This window comes from Mycobacterium sp. MS1601, from assembly GCF_001984215.1.
Classification (GTDB): domain Bacteria; phylum Actinomycetota; class Actinomycetes; order Mycobacteriales; family Mycobacteriaceae; genus Mycobacterium.
Genome location: NZ_CP019420.1, coordinates 37181 through 56042 on the forward strand (window position 1 = coordinate 37181; position 18862 = coordinate 56042).

Genomic DNA, 18862 nt, shown 5'->3' on the forward strand with positions numbered 1-18862 from the left:
CCTGAGGGCATGCCGCATCCGATCATGTTTCGTGATGACGACTTCGGCCTTGCCGACGTGCGGCGGATCGCCCTGGGCTTCCCCGGCGCGTTCGAGAAGATCTCCCACGGCAGGCCCGTGTTCTACGCCCCGAAGAGTTTCGTCTGGTACGGCGGCAGCTCCAAGCAGTCCGGGGCTGTCGTGCGCTACGACCACGCCATCATGATCAAGCCCGCCGAAGACGAACGACCTGCGTTCGAGCAGGACGAGCGGTTCTTCTACCCCATGTACCTGGGTCCGTCCGGCTGGCTGGGCTTCGACCTGGCCGACGCCGACGTGGACTGGTCGGAGGTGGCCGAGTTGATCGACACCTCGTACCGGTTGGTGGCGACCAAGAAACTGATCAGAGAACTCGACCAGCGAACCGAAGGAGTGTCGTGACATTTGCCAGCCCGTACCCCGAGGTGGAGATTCCCGAATCCGGGGTGTACGACTACCTGTTCGGCGACCTGTCCGAGTCCGACGCCGACCGGGTGGCCATGGTGGATGCCCCGACCGGCACTGCGCTGACCTACCGCGACCTCGTGACGCGCGTCGACGCCTTCGCCGGCGCGCTGACCGACAGGGGCATCGGCGTCGGCGACGTGGTGGGACTGCTGTCGCCCAACAGCTCGGCGTTCGCGATCGCGTTCCACGGCATCCTGCGAGCCGGCGCCACCGCCACCACCATCAATGCGCTGTTCACCGCCAAGGACATCGCCAAGCAGCTGACCGATGCGCACGCCAAGATGCTCATCACCGTCTCGCCTCTGCTCCCCCAGGCCGCCGAAGGTGCTGAGCGAGCGGGGTTGTCGCCCAGTGAGGTGGTGGTGCTCGACGGTGCCGGTGAGGCCGCAGACGGGCATCCGAGCGCCGATGATCTGCTGGCTTCCGGCGCCGACGCACCGTCGGTGGATTTTGATGCGACCACCCATCTGGCGGCATTGCCCTACAGCTCGGGGACAACGGGAAACCCCAAGGGCGTCATGCTGACCCACCGAAACCTGGTGGCCAATGTGGCGCAGTTCCGCCCGGTTCAGGGCATCACGTCCGAGGACGTGATCATCGCCGTGCTGCCCTTCTTCCACATCTACGGGATGACGGTGTTGCTCAATGCCGCGCTGGCCGCCCGCGCCAAGCTGGTGGTGATGCCGTCGTTCGACTTGCAGGCGTTCCTGCGCAACATCCAGGATCACGGATGCACCATGGGCTACATCGCCCCGCCGGTGGCCGTGGCACTGGCCAAGCACCCGATCATCGACGAGTTCGACCTGTCGTCGCTGCGGGTGGTGATGTCGGGAGCGGCACCTCTGGACGAGGAGTTGGGCCACGCGGTGGCCAAGCGGATCGGGTGCCAGGTGGTGCAGGGCTACGGCATGAGCGAGTTGTCGCCGGTCAGCCATTGCACCCCACCCGACGGTGGTGCGACGTTGTTCGGCGTCACTGCGCCGCTGAGTTCGGTGGGCTGGACCGTGGCCAACTCCGTCAGCAAGATCATCGACCCTGCTTCCGGCGCGGAGATCGGCATTCCCGACTCGGGACTCAGTGCCACCGGCGAGCTCTGGTTCTCCGGCCCCAATGTGATGGCCGGCTATCTGGGCAACGACAAGGCCACCGCGGAAACCATTGATGCAGACGGTTTTCTGCACACCGGTGACATGGCCTGCGTGGACTCCGACGGCTGCGTGTACATCGTGGACCGGCTCAAGGAGCTGATCAAGTACAAGGGTTACCAGGTGCCTCCGGCGGAGCTGGAAGCACTGCTGCTGACACATCCCGAGATCGCCGACGCCGCGGTGATCGGCGTCAAGGACGACGAGGGCGAGGAGATCCCGAAAGCGTTCGTGGTCAAGCAATCCGGTGCCTCCCTCGATGAGGCGGCGGTGATGCAATTCGTGGCCGCACAGGTGGCGCCGTACAAGAAGGTGCGCCGGGTGGCCTTCATCGACGCCGTGCCCAAGTCGGCCTCAGGCAAGATCCTGCGCAAAGACCTGCGCGGACTCTGACGGACCGGTAGACCCATGGCCGGGTACGCCGAATGTGTCGTACCCCTCTGGTGTCATGGGTGCATGTCCTCGACCACAACGTCTTTCGCCGCTGATGGGGTAAGCCCCAAGCAGCGGATGGGGCGTTCTTCGAGGAACTGGCCGAACTGTCGGGCCACCACCGGCCCCGCCGACCATCTCATCGTCACCGACGCAGACGGCCACGGCCTCCACCACAGGCAACCTTGTGGTGTCCCCTAGATCGCTTCCGGATCCTGTTCGAAGCCGTCGGCCACCTTCTGCGCCAATCCGATCGCGGTACGCGCCCAGGCGGCCGTCGCACCGGCCAGTCCGCACGAGGGAGTGACACCGATACGCTCCCGCAGGATGTTCCGGTTGAAGCCCAGTCGATCGGTGACCCTGGCGGCTGCCTCCGCCACCTCCTCGACTACCAGCCGCTGCGCCGGTTCGACGGCAGGCACCACACCGAGCAGCACCGTGCCGCCGGCTTCCAACATCTCCCCGATGCCGTCGAGATCCTGCGGCTTCAGCGTGGATACATCGACGGACACGGCACTGATGGCGCTGCGCTGCAGCAGCTTCCACGGTAGGTCCGACGCGCAGCAGTGCAGTGCCACCTCGGTGCCTGCCGCTGCGACCACGATGTCGAGCAGTTCGACCGCGGCTGCTTCGTCCACCGGATGCACCGGCGTGACACCGGTGACCCCGGTCAGGCGGCCGGCCAACGCAGCCGGCAGCGACGGCTCGTCGAGTTGAACCACGACGGTGGTGCCGAGTCGGCGCGCCACCTCGGCCCGGTGCAGCGCGATACCCTCGGCCAGCGATGCGGTGAGATCACGCAGGGCACCGGAATCGGTGATGGCACGATGGCCGCTCCCGAGTTCCAGCTGGGCGGCCAAGGTGACGGGCCCCGGCGCCTGAATCTTGACGGTGCGCTGTGATGCGCCCAGTCCTGCCTTCTCCCATGCTTCTTCGAGTGTGTCGAGGTCTTCACCCAGCAGACTGGCGGCCCGCCGTGCCACCGCTCCGGGATGGGCGACAACGCGGTATCCGCGGGGCACGGTGTCAATGGCGATGTCCACCAGCAAGGCACCGGCTCTGCCGATCAGGTCGGCGCCCACCCCCCTGCCCGGCAGTTCGACCAGGTGGGTCAGGGTGTGCAGTTCGCCGACCACGACTTCGGCCGCATCCCTGGCCGAGGTGCCAGGCCAGGAGCCGATGCCGGTGGCCGCCGCGAACGCTGTGTTACTCACCGGCCAACCGTAGCCTGGCGGCGAGCTACCAGGTCCAGACGGTGGGGTCGACGGGTGGGTAGGTCATGCAGACGTCGGTGCCGTGGGCGACGACGCCTTTGTTGTTGAAGAACAGCTTGGCCCAGTTGGGCCAGTTCCAGGCCAGCGTCTCGTAGAAGGCGTTGGTGGCCGTCTCCTCCGAATACGCCCGACGGCCCGCGTAGTCCATCGAGAAGAACCAGCTGATCCGGTCACGAGTCCACTTCTGCACATCAGGGGACTTGTTGTTGTAGTCGATGATGTAACGCTCGTAGTACACCGGATCGGTATCGCGCACAGCCGCCATGTACTGATCCACCGTGCAGGTGGTCTTGAGCATCCGGCTGGGAATCGGATACTCATCGGTGGCATCAGCAGCCGCCGGAGCCGCAGTGGCCACAAAAGCCACCGCCAACACCGACATCAGAACACGCTTCATCGCCCACTCCGATCCGCAGCCTGCTGCAACACAAACGCCTGCTCCGGGCAATAGATCGGAATACCAGCGCCCACGAACTGCCACGCCTGATCGGTGGTGCTGCCCTTCTGCAACTGATCGTGGACGAACTTCGCCGAAGCGAACGCATCCGCGTCATGACCGTTACGCAGCCGCTTGCACATCAACTTCCCGATCCACGCGTTGTAATCCTTCTGCCCGTAGATCCCGAAGGTGTGCAACTGGTCGGCAAACGCCTCATCCGGATCAGCCGCAGCCACCGGCGCATTGAGCACCAACCCCACCGAAACAACCAGCACGCCAACCACTGCCCTGATCACGAGGTCACCTCGGCGGTCTTCGGCGTCGGCCAGGGCTGCGGTTTAGGACGCGGGCGCACATGCAGAGGCCACCAGAACCACTTGCCCATCAATGCCGCGATGGAAGGTGTCATCAACGACCGCACCACCAGGGTGTCGAACAGAAGTCCAAGACCGATGGTGCTGCCCACCTGCCCGATCACGATCATGTCACTGACGAGCATGCCGATCATGGTGAAGGCGAAGACGAATCCGGCCGCGGTGACCACGGATCCGGTACCCGCCATGGACCGAATGATGCCGGTGTTGATGCCGGCTCCGATCTCCTCTTTCATCCGCGACACCAGGAGCAGGTTGTAGTCCGCGCCGACCGCCAGGAGCACGATCACGGTCATCGGCAGCACCATCCAGCCCAGCGGGATGCCGATGACGTGCTGCCACAGCAGTACTGACAGGCCGAACGACGTTCCGAGACTCAGCACCACGGTTCCGACTATCACGGCCGCGGCGGCGATGGCCCGGGTCAGGATCACCATGATCAAGAAGATCAGGATCAACGACGCGACGGCGGCGATCAACAGGTCGTAGTCGGCGCCCTGTTGCATGTCCTTGTACGTCGCTGCGCTGCCGCCGACGTACACGGTCGAACCTTCCAGGGGCGTGCCCTTGATGGCGTCGGCCGCCGCGACACGCATCGGCTCGATACGGTCCGTGCCTTCCTCGCTCAACGGGTCGCCTTGGTGGAAGACCGTGAACCGCACCGCGTGTCCGTCGGGCGACATCATCAGCTTCATGCCGCGCTGGAAGTCGGCCGTGTCGAAGGCTTCCGGTGGCAGGTAGAAGGTGTCATCGTTGCGCGCGGTGTCGAACGCATCCCCCATCGCCGTATTGTCCTGCTGCATGGCGATGTTCTGATCCTGCTGCATCTTCTGCGCCTGATACTGATTCAGCATGATCTGCTTCTGATTCTTCATCGTCTGGATCATCGCCGGCATCAGTGCCGCCATCTGCGGCGTCAGCTGGGCCATCCGTTCGAGGTCAGGAACCAGTTCGGTGAAGTCGTCGGACATCACGCTGATGCCGTCGAGGCTGTCGAAAATCGAGCGCAGCGACCAGCACATGGGGATGTCGAAACAGTGTGGTTCCCAGTAGAAGTAGTTGCGCAAGGGGCGGAACTGGTCGTCGAAATCGGCCAGATGATCGCGCACTTCGTTGAGGTTCACCGACGTGTCGGACATCTTGTCGGCCATCCGACGCGTGACGTCGGCCAACTCGAGGGTGATGCTCTGCATCTTCTCCATCGAGTCGATGGTCACCTGCATCTCGTTGGCCTGTTGCAACGTGTTTTCCAGCACGGTCTGCTGGAAATCGTTGTTCATCAGCTGGCCGGTGCCGCTCTGGCTCACCGTGTATGCCAGCGATGCGTGTTTGATCGGTTTCCCGTCCGGGCGGGTGATCGTGGTGACCGAAGCGATGCCGTGCACCCGGGTCAGCGCCTTGGCGATCTTCTCGATCACCAGGAAATCCGCGGGGTTACGCAGGTCGTGATCGGCTTCCACCATCAGCAGATCGGGGTTCATCTTGGCATCGGAAAAATGCCGATCGGCCGCGGCGTATCCCACATTGGCGGGCACATCGGCGGGCAGGTAGATGCGATCGTTGTAGGTGGTGTGGTAACCGGGCAGGGCCAGGAGGCCGACCATGCACAGCACGATGGCCATCACCAAGATGGCGCCGGGCCAGCGCACCGTCGCCGCACCGAGCCTGCGCCAGCCGCGGGCCCGCGCAGTCCGCTTGGGGTCCAACACTTTTCCGAACCGGGTCACGATCGAGATCAAGGCCGGCCCCAGGGTGAGCGCGGCGGCCACCACGATCGTCATGCCGACCGCGAGCGGGAAGCCCATGCTCTGGAAGTAAGGCAGCCGGGTGAAATGCAGGCAGAGCGTGGCACCGGCGATGGTCAGGCCCGATGCGAGCACCACATGCGCGGTGCCGTGAAACATGTCGTAATAGGCGGCCTCGCGGTCCATTCCATTGCGGCGCGCCTCCTGGTAGCGCCCGATGAGGAAGATCGCGTAGTCGGTGGCGGCGGCGATCGCCAGCGTCACCACCATGCTGGTCGCAAAGGTGGTCAAGCCGAATACCTCGTAGTACCCGAGGAAGGACACGATGCCGCGGGCCGAGAGCAGTCCGACGAACACCATGGCCATGGTGACCAGCGTCGTGACGAAGGACCGGTAGATGATCAGCAGCATCACGATGATGATGCCGATCGTCACGCCCTCAATGGTTTTCATACTGGCGTCGCCGACGATGTTCTGGTCGGTGGTCAGTGCGGCGGGTCCTGTGACGTAGGCCTTCACACCGGGTGGAGCCTCATTGCTGTCGACGATGTCACGCACCGTCTGCACCGACTCGTTGGCCAGTGCCTCACCCTGGTCGCCTGCGATGTACACCTGGACGTAGGCGGCTTTGCCGTCAATGCTCTGAGCGCCTGCTGCCGTCAGCGTGTCACCCCAGAAGTCCATGACGTGCTGGACGTGGGTGGTGTCGGCGTTGAGTTCACGGACAATGTTGTCGTAGTACGTGTGCGCGTCCGGCCCCAGCGGCTCGTCGCCCTCCACGACGATCATCACCGAGCTGCTGGTGTCGTATTCCTGGAACTTCTCACCGACGTGCTTGGTGGCGATGAGCGACGGGGCGTCGTTGGGGCTCATCGACACCGCGCGCAGCTTGCCTACTTCCTCGAGCTGCGGGACGACGGTGTTGAGGAGGGCGACGATCGCTACCCACACCAGCACGATCGGGATGGCGAACATGCGGATGAACCGCGGTAGTGCGGGGCGGGCGGTGTGTCTTGCCGCAGGCATCGGGTTCGTCGGGGCGTCTGTCAGGGTCATGCTGCCTTCACCAGGCAGTAGGTCGCGGCGTTCACTCCGTCAGCCGTCCTTTCGTCTTTGACCTCGTCGTCCACGGTGACGCGGCAGCTGATGGATTGGCCGTCGCCCTGGGCCATGAGGTTCGGCATGACCGACGGCAGCGTCGTCTCCAGGGTCAGCGACCAGGGCAGACTCACCTCGCCGGTGCGCTGCGGCGTGCCGTCGAGGTCGGCGTAGTTGATGACGGCCGTTGATCCGGTGCCGAAAACCTCGTAGGTAACGACTTTGGGGTTGAAATTCTCGGCGGTGTCCGCATCCACCGGGGTCACGATCGCACCGTCGGACCCGAACACTGACCGCAGATTCGACACGGCCAGGGCGCCGATGGCCACCGCGGCGACCACCAAAACCGGCAGCCACACCCGTTTGACGACAGTGATCACGTCACGCGCCCCGCATGAGTGACGTTGCCACAGAACAATTTCGCGGCGACAATGCGCGCACGAGGCCAGCAGGCAAGGTCGTGCCTTTCGGTGAGGGAACGCCGCGAGCCACCAATCGGCATGCGACCTTAAGGAAACCTAAGCCTATAAGTGGATAGAGTCAATCCGGTTCTAGCCATTTGGTAAGGCACATCACTAAATTGGGCTCTGTGTTTGACAAATCTTCGGCAGCCTGGGCACCAGCCGCCACCACGTACGTACACTCGGCCACATGACTGCTGGGGATCTGGAGGCGTCGAACCTCCGCAAGGATGCCGAGCGCAACCGACGCCGCATCATCGAGGCCGCGCGCGACCTGTGCGCCACGCGAGGCCTGGAAGCCACGCTCAACGACGTCGCCCGTCACGCCGGCCTCGGCGTCGGCACCGTCTACCGACGCTTCCCCACCAAAGAGGCACTTTTTGCGGCCATCTTCGAAGACAGCATCAGTGAAATAGTCGCCCTGGCCGACGCTGCGCTGACCGCCGAGGACTCGTGGGACGGTCTCGAAGGGTTCGTCATCCAGCTGTGCCAGGTGACCGCAACGAATCGCGGCGTCCGTGAGATCGCCTTCAGCCGCGCGAAGTGTGGCGAGCCCGTCGACTGTGCCCGCGACAGATTGGCTCCTCGGGTGTCCGAGCTGGTGGACCGGGCGATCCGGGACGGATACGTGCGGCCCGAACTATCGGCCACCGACATGCCGATCTTCGGGCTGCTGGCCGGCGCTGTCACCGAGTTCGCCGGTGAGAGCGACCCCGACCTGTGGCGTCGCTACACCGGGATTCTGCTGGCGGGCATCCGCTGCCACCGCGGCCAGGCACCTCTGCCGGTGAAAGCACTCAGTCCGGACCAGCTGGATACCGCGATGCACGGCTGGCAGCCGGCCGGACTGTGACGATCAGCGGGTGATGGTGGCGCTGGCCAGTACTTCGTCGCCGTCGGCGTCGGGCCGGTAGAGCACCAGCGTCTGACCGGGTGCCACGCCGCGTAGTGCTGAGCGCAGGCGCACCAGCAGACGTCCGTCGATCACCTCCGCCACCGCGGGCGCGACCCCGCCGTGGGCCCGCACCTGGACCTCGCCTTCCACCGGGCCGACGAATGCAGCCCCGGAGGTGAACACCGGATCCACCCCGGTGAGCTCCCAGATCTCGAGGTCGGCAGCAGCACCGACGTGGACGGTGCCGCTCTCGGCATCGATGGAGGTGACGTAGCGGGGCTTGCCGTCAGGCCCGGGGCCGGCAATGCCCAGGCCCTTGCGCTGACCGACCGTGAAACCGTGCACACCGTCATGCTCGGCCAGCACGGTGCCGGAGGAATCCACCACCGAACCGCGGCGAACGCCGATGCGGGCACCGAGGAACGCCTGAGTGTCCCCCGATGGGATGAAGCAGATGTCGTGGCTGTCCGGCTTCTCGGCAACAAGCAGGCCGCGCCGGGCGGCTTCCGCACGGATCTGGGGCTTCGGGGTGTCGCCGACGGGGAACGCCGCATGCCGGAGCTGCTCGGCGGTCAGCACCGACAATACGTAGGACTGATCCTTGTCCGCATCGACGGCGCGCCGCAGCCTGCCCTCCGACAGCCGGGCGTAGTGGCCGGTGGCCACCACGTCGAAACCCAGCGCCAGTGCCCGTGCCGACAGCGCCGAGAACTTGATGCGCTCGTTGCAGCGCACGCACGGGTTCGGCGTCTCACCACGAGCATAGGATTCGACAAAATCGTCGATCACGTCTTCTTTGAACTTGTCCGCGAAATCCCATACGTAGAACGGGATTCCGAGCACATCAGCCACCCGTCGAGCGTCGGCGGCATCTTCTTTGGAACAGCAACCGCGCGACCCGGTACGCAGGGTGCCCGGCGCCGAGGACAGCGCCAGATGCACACCCACGACGTCGTGACCGGCGTCGACCATCCGGGCGGCAGCCACCGACGAATCGACGCCTCCGCTCATCGCTGCGAGAACTCGCATCAGCGCACCACCCCCGCCGAGGCCAATGCGGCTTGCCTGGCACGGGCCACCGCTGCGGGCAGCACCTCCAGCGCGGCATCGACGTCGGACTCGACGCTGGTGTGCCCCAAGGACAACCGGATGGAGCCGCGGGCAGTGGTGGCATCGGCACCCATCGCGATCAACACGTGGGACGGCTGCGCCACCCCGGCAGTACACGCTGATCCGGTGGAGCATTCGATTCCGTTGGCGTCCAGCAACATCAGCAGTGAATCACCCTCACAACCACGGAAGGTGAAGTGGGCATTGCCCGGCAGCCGGGACTCACGCGCACCGTTGAGCACCACATCGTCGATCTCGGCGAGAACGCCGTCGATCAGTCGCTCCCGCAGTGCCAGCAGCCGCGCACTGGTGGCATCGAGGGCAGCCACGGAAATCTCAGCGGCGGTGGCCATGGCGACCGCGCCCGCGACATCCGATGTGCCGGAACGGACATCGCGTTCCTGGCCGCCGCCGTGGGTCAACGGCACACACCCGACGTCGCGGCGCAGCAACAGCGCGCCCACCCCGGTGGGCCCGCCGAACTTGTGCGCTGTCACGCTCATCGCCGACAACCCGCTGTCGGCAAAGCGCACCGGCACCTGGCCGACGGCCTGAATGGCGTCACTGTGCATCGGGACGTCGAACTCGGCGGCGACGGCCGCCAGCTCGGCGACGGGAAACAGCGTGCCCACCTCGTTGTTGGCCCACATCACCGTCACCAGCGCCACGGACGGGGCCTGCTCGGTGAGGACCTCACGCAACGACGCCGCGGTGACCGAGCCGTCGGCTTCGGTGGGCAGGAAGACAACCTCGGCGCCTTCGTGCTCGGCCAGCCACGTCACTGCATCGAGCACCGCATGGTGTTCGACAGCGGTGGTGATGATGCGGGTACGCGCCGGGTCGGCATCGTGGCGGGCCCAGTAGATGCCCTTGATCGCCAAGTTGTCGCTCTCGGTACCGCCGGCGGTGAAGATGACCTCCGACGGACGGGCGCCCAGAACACCGGCCAACGTCTCGCGGGCCTCCTCCATGCGCCGTCGGGCTTGCCGACCGGCCGTGTGGAGCGAGGATGCGTTGCCGACAGTGCTCAGCACAGCCGTCATGGCCTCGATGGCAGCAGGATGCATCGGGGTGGTGGCGGCGTGATCGAGGTAGACCGGCTTGGCGGGGCTCATGACCTGTCCAGGATAACCGCAGGACGGGTCGGCGTTTGCAGCCCACGACCTCAAGCAGCCAGCGCGTGCCGATGTTGGGCGGGTGGCAGTGACGTGCCTCTCACGGCGGTCTCACAGCGGGCCGCCAGGCTACGACGGTCGCCGACGGGCAGTTGGAGCGACTCCACTCGGACGTGCACCACGGTCCGGCGCGCCAGGATGAGGCGCCGGATCGACTCCAGCAGCGAGTCGTCGCCGATGAAGGCGGGCACGGTGGAAGTGCGACCGTCGCGGTGGTGATAACTCAGCTTCAGCGGCTGAACGGGGCGACCCGCGTCGATGGCGGCCTGGAACATGGCCGGTTTGAAGGAGCCGTAGGCCAGACCGCAGTACGTCGTGCCCTCCGGGAAGGCCACAACGGTATGACCTTCCCGCAGGCGGGACGCGATAGCGGCCACCACCTCGGGGAGCCGACGCAGGCTGGACCGCTCGATCGGGATGACCTTCATCCACCGGGCGAGCCGACCGAGGGCCGGCCAGTCGATCAGATCAGCACGGGCGACGAACGAGCCGGGCATCACCGCACCGATCGAGAAGATGTCCACCCAGGACACGTGCGGGCTGACCACCAGCACCCCGCGCAGGTTGCGGATCGGGCCTCCGGAGACCGTGATGCGCACACCGAGGCAACGCAGCACCAGCCTGCAATAGCCGCGCTGGAGGTGAGAGCGCCCGGGCATCGGCACTGCGAGCAGGGGCAACAGCGGGATCAGCGCGAAAGTCAGCATGACGCGCAGCGTCGTGCGAAACGCCACCACCGCAACCCGACCGACGTCGGCGCCACCGGCGTTCATGCAACTCTCGTCACACGACACCCTGGGCAGCCAGGCGTGGTCGATCACCCTCTGCTCGCTCACGACACCGCTCCTTCTGCCGCGGACACCGATCTCAGCCGTTTGAGGTACCGCACGTCGGCATTCCGCTTGTCGAGCAGCGCCGGGAAATCCCCCACCCCGAAATCGGGATCGTGGGCGGGCTCACCACACACCCGGGCACCGAGGCGCAGATAACCGCGCATCAGCGGCGGCACTGTCGGTCGTGCGGGCGCAGTGATGTCGTCGAGCGTCCTGCCGTCGAGGATCACCGGCCGGTAGGGCGTAACCGTGTACTCGGCCGGGGCGGCGTGGCGCTTGGACACAAAATCACGAACCCCGCGGACCTGGGTGCCGGGCTCGCCGTCACCATGCGTGGGAACCGAAACGCAGCCCGTCACGTAGTCGTAGCCGCTGCGGTCGAGGTAGGCGAGGATGCCGGCCCACATCAGCAGCACCACTGCGCCGTTGCGGTGATCGCCACGCACCACGGCACGACCCATCTCGACCAGCGAAGGCCGCAGCGAGTCCAGCGCGGCGACATCGAATTCCGTTGCGGTGTAGAGACCTCCGGCGGCAATGGCTCCCGGCGGTGGCAGCATCCGGTAGCAGCCCACCAGTTCGCCGGAGTTGTCCTCGCGCACCAGCAGGTGGTCACAGTGCTGGTCGAAGCTGTCGGCATCTTTGCCGTCGATGCAATCGGTCAGCGCGAAGCCGGGTTCGGAGGTGAACACGTCGTGGCGCAGCCGTTGGGCGGCCTCGATCAGATCGGCATCGGTGGACAGCAGAAGTGTGTAGCGCGGGGTGTCCGCTGAGGTGCCAGGTTGATCAGCGGGGATCAGCACCGAAGCGGATCTCATGAGCGATCGGTTCCCGCGCTCGTACCTCGCACGCTCACTAGTCGCTGGACGCTCATGAGCGCTACGGTCGCTGAGCCAACCGGCGCCACGGCAATCAGTGCGTGACGTGTCCGTGCACGCTGGGTGACGAGTTGTCGCCGCGACTACCCCAGCCAGTCAGCGAAGCGCTGCCCCATCAAGCCCGCGTCGCCGGCTGTGACCAGGCTGTTCGCGTCAACTCGGGCGCCGAAGTAGCTGGCGGCGGGGTCCACGAGCACGGGCAGGTCCCGGCCCTGGGCGGTCAGTACCAGGCGGGCCATCTCGGCGAAAGTGATCGTGTCAGGACCGCCGATGTTCACCACCCCGTTCAGCGGCTGCGCGACAGCAGCCTCGGCCACTCTGGCGGCGACGGCGGCCGAGGCGATGGGCTGGATCCGGGCATCCGGTGCGCGGACCTCGCCGTCGATGATCAACCCCTCTGTGATCATCGCGGTGAATTCGTGGAACTGGGTGGCCCGGACGATCGTGTAGGGCATCCCGGATTCGACGATCACGTTCTCCTGCACCACCTTTGCCCGCATGTAGCCACTGTCCGGCAGGCGGTCCACCCCCACGATGGACAGTGCGACGTAGTGGGCGATGCCCGCTCGGCGGGCCGCCGCCACCAGTACAGCGGTCGAGGTGGAGAAGAAGTCCAGTACCGGGCCGTCCTCGAAGGACGGTGAATTCAACACGTCGACAAGCACTTCGGCGCCGGCCAGCGCCTCGTCGACACCGGATCCGGTGAGCACGTCGACCCCCGAGGCCCGTGACACGGCGGCCACCGTGTGCCCGCCTGCCTCCAGCAGTGCCACCACCTGGGTGCCGATCAGCCCGGTGGCGCCGACAACAGCAATTCTGGTCACTTGCCGAACACCTTTCGCAGTGTGTGGACGGCGAACTCCACGGCGGCGGTGGCCGCTGCTGTTTCCCGCAGCGGGTTGAGCATCATGAAATCATGCAAGATGTCGTTGACCCGCAGGCTCGTTACCCGCACCCCGGCGGCGAGCAGCCTGCGGGCGTAGGCCTCCCCCTCGTCGCGCAGTACGTCGTTTTCGTCGACAATCACCAACGCCTCTGGCAGACCTGACAATTCGTCGAGCGTCGCACGCAGAGGAGATGCGGTGATCTCGGCGCGTAGGGCCACATCGGGTAGGTAGCAGTCCCAGAACCACGCCATCGCCCTGGCGGTGAGGAAGGGGCCGTCGGCGAACTCGCGGTAGCTGTCGGTGTCCTGGCCGGCGTCGGTCACCGGGTAGTACAGCGACTGGTGCAGGAACGTCACATCCCCGCGCTGTTTGGCCATCAGCGCTACCGCGGCAGTCATGTTGCCGCCCACCGAGTCTCCGGCGACCACCAACCGGGTGGCGTCGAGGCCCTCGCCTGCACCGTCACGGGTGATCCACTGCGCGGTGGCGTAGGCCTGTTCGATGGCCACTGGGTACTGCGCCTCGGGTGAGCGGTCGTACTCGACGAACACCACGGCGGCGTGTGCCCCGACAGCCAGTTCCCTGACCAGCCTGTCGTGGGTGGCCGCGTTGCCCAGCACCCAACCACCGCCGTGGATGTACAGCACCACCGGCAGCGCCTCGGCAGCCCCGGCCGGTGTGACCAGCCGCACCGCGACGTCACCGTGATCGCAGGCCACGGTCAACCACTTCTCGTCGACATCGGGCATGACCACGGGTGCCGCTTGCACGTCGTCGAGCACCTTGCGCGCGCCGTCGGGTCCCAGTTCGTAGAGGAACGGCGGTCTCGACGTGGCCGCGGCGAAGGCCTGGGCCGCGGGTTCCAGCTGATGTTCGGTCACGCCCGCAACACTGGCACCGCCGGCAGCCGGAGTGCACCCCGGAAACCCCGTAGTCGCGTCACCGCCAGGGAGTTCCGCGTAGTTCACGCCGCGAGCGGATGCCGAGTTTCGCGAACACCTTGCGCAGGTGCCACTCCACGGTGTGCGCACTGATGAACAGCTGCGCACCGATTTCGACATTCGTCATCCCCGAGGCCGCCAGCCCCGCGATCTGGTCTTCCTGCGGGGTCAGGGCATCCCCGGTGCGGGTCGGTCGGCGGGTGGTCTTCTCCCCCGTCGCCAACAGCTCGCGACGAGCGCGGTCGGCGAAGGCGTCGGCGCCGAATCCACTGAACATCTGGTGGGCGCGCCGCAATTCGGCACGGGCATCGGCACGGCGGTTCTCTCGGCGCAGCCATTCGCCGTAGAGCAGGTGGGTACGCGCCTGCAGCACCGCGATCCGGGTCCGGCTCAGATGGTCGATGGCGTTGTTGTAGAGGGCTTCGGCCCGGCTGCCGGAGGCCAGCAGAGCCTGGTTGCGGGCGCGCAGTCCCCGAGCCCATTCGGTGGGACTGTCGGCGGCCCGCTCCTCGAACCGCTGCGCGGCATCGTGGGCGGCGCTGGTCTGACCTGCCCGCACCGCCGCCTCCACCAGCTCGACCAGGGTGAAGCCGTGCAACCCGGCGTCGTCGTATTCGCAGGCCTGCTGGGCTTCCTGCAATGCCACCTGATAGCGACCCAGGCCGTTGAACAGGACGGCGCAGGTGTAGCCGGTCAGCCCCTGGACTCTGCCTTCGCCACGAGCGGCACCGTCGCGTCGAGCGGCCTGGACCAGCTCGGCGGTCAGTCGCTCGTCACCGGTCCAGGCCGCCAGGGCCAGCTCGAAGTACCGCACCGGGCGGTGCCCGGTCGCGGAGGTGATCTCAGCAGCCTCGGCTATCAACGACCGGGCGGATGCGAAATCACCTGTCTGCATGAGCATTCCGGCGCGACTCACCAGCGCCGAGGGCAGCACCGCCAGCGCGCCGGCGTCGGTGGCGACGCGCACGGCAACGGCGGACAGGCGGTCCCACGCATCGTCGTCCCAGAGGTCGTGGACCACCACCTCATAGGCCAGCGGAAAGGCCTGCCAGAACCAGGTTTGCGGTGTCAGCGCGTCCACGGCGGCCCTCATGTGCTGTTGTGCTGCCGCACAGCCGTCGGTGTGCCGAACGGCCAGCGCTGCGGTCATCAGGTCGATCGGGCGAGGAGGCACCGGCACCGCCGATCTCGCCGCAGCCGTCGCGCAGGCCAGTACCAGTCCGGAGCCGCCGTGCCTGCCGACGTACATCGCGGCCGTCATCGCGTCGAGATGAGCCTCCTGCGCCAGCTGAGGATCCAATGCGTCCATTCGAATCGCGTTCTCGGCGAAGGCATTTGCCGCCTCACGCAACAGCGGCGCACTGCCGGTACCGCGGCTTCGGGCGAATGCCAGTGCTGCGCGCAGACGCTCGAGCCGAGCCTGTGACACGGCGTCCAGCGGGCTCAGCTCCGCCACCGCCAACAGTTCGCCGGCAGCCTCGGGAGCGGCCGCGGCCGCCTTGGCCTCCGCGGCGGCGATGGCGCGAGTTCCGCGAAGCGCGGGATCGAGTGTCAGCTCGGCAGCCCTGGCCAGGAACGCGGCCTCGGCGGCGGTTCCGCCCCGCAGGTGCGCCCGGTCGGCCGAGGCCACCAGTTCAGCCGCCACCGACTCGTCGGGCATCGTCGCCGCGTGCGCACGGTGCCAGGCCCGCCGGTCCGGGTCCAGGTGGCTATCGGAGGCATCGGCAAGTGCGCGGTGCGCGGCCACTCGAACGTCAGCGGGCGCCGTCCGATAGGCGGCCGCCCGCACCAGCGGGTGCCGGAATCGCACGCGGGTGCCCACCTCGATCAGCCCTGCCGCGGCGGCAGGCACCACGCTGTCGGATTCCAGGCCCAGCAGCTCGGCGGCGCGGAGCAACAGCATCGGGTCACCGACGGGTTCGGCCGCCGCCAGGGCCAGGACCTGCCGGGTGTCGTCGGGCAGCTTGTTGATGCGGGCGGCGAAGCGCTCTTCGATCTGCCCGGCAATGGGGCGCGCGTCAGGCCGGTAGTAGCCGCCGGCCAGTTCAGCGGTATTCAGGTCCCTGGGTAACTCCAACAGCGCCAAGGGATTTCCCTGTGCTTCGGCGACCAGCTGATCACGCACCCGGCGATCGATGCGACCCAGCATGGCCGAGTCCAGCAATGCATCTGCGTCCACGTCGGACAGCCCGCGAACCGCCAGTTGCGGTAGTCCGGCCAGCTCGGTCACCGGCTCGCGTCGCGCAAACACCAGGGCCACCGACTCGGCCAGGAGTCGTCGAGCCACAAAGCTCAGCGTCTGTGCGGACACGCCGTCAAGCCATTGCGCATCGTCCACCACACACAGCACCGGAGCGGTGGCCGAGGCAGCGGCCAGCAGGCCCAGCACCGCAAGACCCACCAGGAAGCGGTCGGGCACCGGCCCGGCCTTGAGGCCGAAGGCCGTTTCCAGCGCCCCCGCCTGCGGTTCGGGAAGGCCGTCGAGGAGCCCCAGCAGCGGTGCACACAGTTGTTGCAGACCGGCGTAGGCCAGCTCCATGTCCGATTCCACTCCGGAGGTACGGATGACCGTGAAACCCTCGGCGGCGTCGACGGCATGGTCCAGCAGCGCCGATTTTCCGATCCCGGGCTCACCGACCAGGACGAGCACCCGGCTGCGCCCCGTCCGCGCCCCGGCGAGCAACTCGTCCAGGGCGCGACACTCGGCGACGCGCCCGGTCAGCCGTTGTCTGTTCGCCATCTCTGTTCAAGACTTACACAACAAAGCCCCGGCGCAACCAGTGCGCCGGGGCTTTGAATGTAGCTACCGAAGGTCAGCCCTTGCGCTTCTTGATGGCCTCGGTGAGCTGCGGGGTGACGTTGAACAGGTCACCGACGACGCCCAGGTCGGCGATCTCGAAGATCGGCGCCTCCTCGTCCTTGTTGACGGCGATGATCGTCTTCGACGTCTGCATGCCGGCCCGGTGCTGGATGGCCCCGGAGATGCCGAGGGCGATGTACAGCTGGGGGGAGACCGTCTTGCCGGTCTGACCCACCTGGAACTGCCCCGGGTAGTAACCGGAGTCCACGGCCGCGCGCGACGCACCGACGGCACCACCGAGCGAATCCGCCAGCTCCTCCACGACGCCGAACTTCTCGGCGCTGCCCACACCACGGCCACCGGCCACCACGACGGAGGCCTCGGTGAGTTCCGGGCGATCGCCGGCGACGACGGGTTCGCGGGCGGTGATCTTGGTGGCGTTCTCGGCGGCGGCAGGCACCTCCACGGTGACCTGCTCACCGGCGCCCGCGACGGGCTCGGCGTCCACCGAACCCGGGCGAAGGGTGATCACCGGGGTGTCGCTGGTGACCTCGGCCTCGACGGTGAACGCGCCACCGAAGATGGAGTGGATGCCCTTGGCACCCTCCTTGACCTCGATCACGTCCACCAGCAGACCGGAGCCGATGCGCGCGGCCAGTCGACCGGCGATCTCCTTGCCGTCGGCGTTGGCGGCCACCAGCACGCCGGCCGGGGTGACCTCTTCGACCAGGGCGGCCAGCACGTCCACGTAAGGCGTGATGAGCACCTTGTCCACCTCGTCGGATTCGGCGACGTAGATCTTGGCGGCACCGGCGGCCTTGAGGTCGTCGGCCAGTTTGGCGGCGGTGCCGGGGGCGGCCACCACAACGGCGGACGGCTCACCCAGGACGCGCGCGGCGGTGATCAGTTCGGAGGTGACCTTCTTGACGGCACCATCAGCGTGCTCGACGAGCACAAGTACTTCAGCCATGAGTTTCTTCAGCCTCTATGTGTCTCGGAAGTGGTGTCTAGATGAGTTTCTGAGCGACCAGGTACTCGGCGATCTTGGAACCGCCCTCACCCTCGTCGGTGACCTTCTCGCCCGCGGTCTTGGGCGGCTTCGGCGCGGCCGAGAGCACCCTGGATCCGGCGTTGGCGACGCCCACCTCGTCGGCCTCCACACCGATCTCGGCGAGGGTCAGCGTGGTGACTTCCTTCTTCTTGGCGGCCATGATGCCCTTGAAGGACGGGAAGCGCGGCTCGTTGATCTTCTCGTTGACGCTCACGATCGCAGGCAGCGTGGCCTCGAGGGTGAACACACCGTCGTCGGTCTCACGCTCGCCGGTGATCTTGTCGCCGTCCACGGTCAGCTTGCGCACGTGCGTGAGCTGCGGCAGGCCCAGGTACTCGGCGATGATGGCAGGCACTGCGCCGCCCACACCGTCGGTGGCTTCGTTACCGGCGATGACGAGCTCGACGCCCTCGACAGTGCCCAGCGCGCGCGCCAGCGCCCACGCGGTCTGCACCACGTCCGAGCCGTGCAGGCCGTCGTCCTTGAGGTGCACGGCCTTGTCGGCACCCATGGACAGTGCCTTGCGGATGGCCTCGGTGGCACGCTCGGGGCCGGCGGTCAGAACCGTGACTGAACTGTCGCCGCCTTCCTTCTCCTTGATCAGCAGCGCTTCCTCGACGGCGCGCTCGTTGATCTCGTCGAGGACCGCATCGGCGGCCTCCCGGTCGAGCGTCCAGTCACCCTCGGACAGCTTGCGCTCCGACCAGGTGTCAGGGACCTGTTTGATCAGGACCACGATGTTCGTCATGACTCTGTTTCGTCCTCCTTGACGGGCCTCCGGCCGTTGAAACGACCGAGAGGAGCCTCTTGCCTACAGCCAGGGTTCGTCCCACCCGCA

Annotated in this window: 17 protein-coding genes; 3 read left to right on the forward strand and 14 right to left on the reverse strand. The window is 66.7% G+C overall.

What is annotated here, in order from left to right:
* Positions 1 to 9 precede the first annotated feature (9 nt).
* Positions 10 to 420, forward strand: a complete 411-nt coding sequence (locus BVC93_RS00210) for an MmcQ/YjbR family DNA-binding protein (protein ID WP_083735401.1) — start codon at positions 10 to 12, stop codon at positions 418 to 420.
* Complete coding sequence (locus tag BVC93_RS00215) at positions 417 to 2024, forward strand: 4-coumarate--CoA ligase family protein (protein ID WP_083735402.1); 1608 nt, start codon at positions 417 to 419, stop codon at positions 2022 to 2024. Before BVC93_RS00210 ends, BVC93_RS00215 begins: the two co-directional genes overlap by 4 nt.
* Before the next feature lie 236 nt (positions 2025 to 2260).
* Here BVC93_RS00215 and BVC93_RS00220 read toward each other — a convergent pair whose 3' ends face one another.
* The 5 genes from BVC93_RS00220 to BVC93_RS00240 are packed head-to-tail and all read right to left on the reverse strand — an operon-like array spanning position 2261 to position 7373.
* Positions 2261 to 3277, reverse strand: a complete 1017-nt coding sequence (locus tag BVC93_RS00220) for a methionine synthase (RefSeq protein ID WP_083735403.1) — start codon at positions 3275 to 3277, stop codon at positions 2261 to 2263.
* A 25-nt stretch (positions 3278 to 3302) separates the two neighbouring features.
* On the reverse strand, positions 3303 to 3734 hold the full coding sequence (locus BVC93_RS00225; protein WP_083735404.1) for a DUF5078 domain-containing protein: 432 nt from the start codon (positions 3732 to 3734) through the stop codon (positions 3303 to 3305).
* Complete coding sequence (locus BVC93_RS00230; RefSeq protein ID WP_083735405.1) at positions 3731 to 4072, reverse strand: DUF732 domain-containing protein; 342 nt, start codon at positions 4070 to 4072, stop codon at positions 3731 to 3733. Before BVC93_RS00230 ends, BVC93_RS00225 begins: the two co-directional genes overlap by 4 nt.
* Positions 4069 to 6951, reverse strand: a complete 2883-nt coding sequence (locus tag BVC93_RS00235; RefSeq protein ID WP_083735406.1) for an MMPL/RND family transporter — start codon at positions 6949 to 6951, stop codon at positions 4069 to 4071. Before BVC93_RS00235 ends, BVC93_RS00230 begins: the two co-directional genes overlap by 4 nt.
* A complete protein-coding gene (locus tag BVC93_RS00240; RefSeq protein WP_083735407.1) occupies positions 6948 to 7373 on the reverse strand; it encodes an MmpS family transport accessory protein in 426 nt (141 codons plus the stop codon). The genes BVC93_RS00235 and BVC93_RS00240 overlap by 4 nt, the downstream gene beginning before the upstream one ends.
* Positions 7374 to 7644: 271 nt before the next feature.
* Between BVC93_RS00240 and BVC93_RS00245 the strand changes: the two genes are divergently transcribed.
* Positions 7645 to 8307, forward strand: a complete 663-nt coding sequence (locus tag BVC93_RS00245) for a TetR/AcrR family transcriptional regulator (protein WP_083735408.1) — start codon at positions 7645 to 7647, stop codon at positions 8305 to 8307.
* A 3-nt stretch (positions 8308 to 8310) separates the two neighbouring features.
* On the opposite strand, the gene mnmA is transcribed toward BVC93_RS00245, so the two are convergent.
* The 9 genes from mnmA to BVC93_RS00290 form a co-directional block, all read right to left on the reverse strand.
* Positions 8311 to 9378 carry a tRNA 2-thiouridine(34) synthase MnmA gene (gene mnmA / locus BVC93_RS00250; protein WP_083735409.1) on the reverse strand — a complete coding sequence of 356 codons (1068 nt, stop codon included), beginning with the start codon at positions 9376 to 9378 and terminating at the stop codon, positions 8311 to 8313.
* Positions 9378 to 10574, reverse strand: coding sequence for a cysteine desulfurase family protein (locus tag BVC93_RS00255; RefSeq protein ID WP_083735410.1), 1197 nt, complete (start codon positions 10572 to 10574; stop codon positions 9378 to 9380). The genes mnmA and BVC93_RS00255 overlap by 1 nt, the downstream gene beginning before the upstream one ends.
* Before the next feature lie 50 nt (positions 10575 to 10624).
* Complete coding sequence (locus tag BVC93_RS00260) at positions 10625 to 11407, reverse strand: lysophospholipid acyltransferase family protein (RefSeq protein WP_083740689.1); 783 nt, start codon at positions 11405 to 11407, stop codon at positions 10625 to 10627.
* A gap of 59 nt (positions 11408 to 11466) precedes the next feature.
* Positions 11467 to 12285, reverse strand: a complete 819-nt coding sequence (locus tag BVC93_RS00265; RefSeq protein ID WP_083735411.1) for a GNAT family N-acetyltransferase — start codon at positions 12283 to 12285, stop codon at positions 11467 to 11469.
* Between the two features lie 143 nt (positions 12286 to 12428).
* On the reverse strand, positions 12429 to 13169 hold the full coding sequence (locus BVC93_RS00270) for an SDR family oxidoreductase (protein ID WP_083735412.1): 741 nt from the start codon (positions 13167 to 13169) through the stop codon (positions 12429 to 12431).
* Positions 13166 to 14113, reverse strand: coding sequence for an alpha/beta hydrolase (locus BVC93_RS00275; protein ID WP_083735413.1), 948 nt, complete (start codon positions 14111 to 14113; stop codon positions 13166 to 13168). Before BVC93_RS00275 ends, BVC93_RS00270 begins: the two co-directional genes overlap by 4 nt.
* Before the next feature lie 58 nt (positions 14114 to 14171).
* Positions 14172 to 16913: a helix-turn-helix transcriptional regulator gene (locus tag BVC93_RS00280; RefSeq protein WP_083735414.1), complete on the reverse strand. Its 2742-nt coding sequence runs from the start codon at positions 16911 to 16913 to the stop codon at positions 14172 to 14174.
* 73 nt (positions 16914 to 16986) lie between these two features.
* A complete protein-coding gene (locus BVC93_RS00285) occupies positions 16987 to 17943 on the reverse strand; it encodes an electron transfer flavoprotein subunit alpha/FixB family protein (RefSeq protein ID WP_083735415.1) in 957 nt (318 codons plus the stop codon).
* A gap of 37 nt (positions 17944 to 17980) precedes the next feature.
* Entirely contained in the window at positions 17981 to 18772 is a 792-nt protein-coding gene (locus BVC93_RS00290; RefSeq protein ID WP_083735416.1) for an electron transfer flavoprotein subunit beta/FixA family protein, read from the reverse strand.
* Positions 18773 to 18862 lie beyond the last annotated feature (90 nt).

Bases quoted from the DNA above. Each gene is read 5' to 3' on its own strand.
- BVC93_RS00210 (WP_083735401.1), top strand. From the start codon at position 10: ATGCCGCATCCGATCATGTTTCGTGATGACGACTTCGGCCTTGCCGAC.
- BVC93_RS00225 (WP_083735404.1), bottom strand. From the start codon at position 3,734: ATGAAGCGTGTTCTGATGTCGGTGTTGGCGGTGGCTTTTGTGGCCACT.
- BVC93_RS00235 (WP_083735406.1), bottom strand. From the start codon at position 6,951: ATGACCCTGACAGACGCCCCGACGAACCCGATGCCTGCGGCAAGACAC.
- BVC93_RS00245 (WP_083735408.1), top strand. From the start codon at position 7,645: ATGACTGCTGGGGATCTGGAGGCGTCGAACCTCCGCAAGGATGCCGAG.
- mnmA (WP_083735409.1), bottom strand. From the start codon at position 9,378: ATGCGAGTTCTCGCAGCGATGAGCGGAGGCGTCGATTCGTCGGTGGCT.
- BVC93_RS00255 (WP_083735410.1), bottom strand. From the start codon at position 10,574: ATGAGCCCCGCCAAGCCGGTCTACCTCGATCACGCCGCCACCACCCCG.
- BVC93_RS00260 (WP_083740689.1), bottom strand. From the start codon at position 11,407: ATGAACGCCGGTGGCGCCGACGTCGGTCGGGTTGCGGTGGTGGCGTTT.
- BVC93_RS00265 (WP_083735411.1), bottom strand. From the start codon at position 12,285: ATGAGATCCGCTTCGGTGCTGATCCCCGCTGATCAACCTGGCACCTCA.
- BVC93_RS00280 (WP_083735414.1), bottom strand. From the start codon at position 16,913: ATGGCGAACAGACAACGGCTGACCGGGCGCGTCGCCGAGTGTCGCGCC.
- BVC93_RS00285 (WP_083735415.1), bottom strand. From the start codon at position 17,943: ATGGCTGAAGTACTTGTGCTCGTCGAGCACGCTGATGGTGCCGTCAAG.
- BVC93_RS00290 (WP_083735416.1), bottom strand. From the start codon at position 18,772: ATGACGAACATCGTGGTCCTGATCAAACAGGTCCCTGACACCTGGTCG.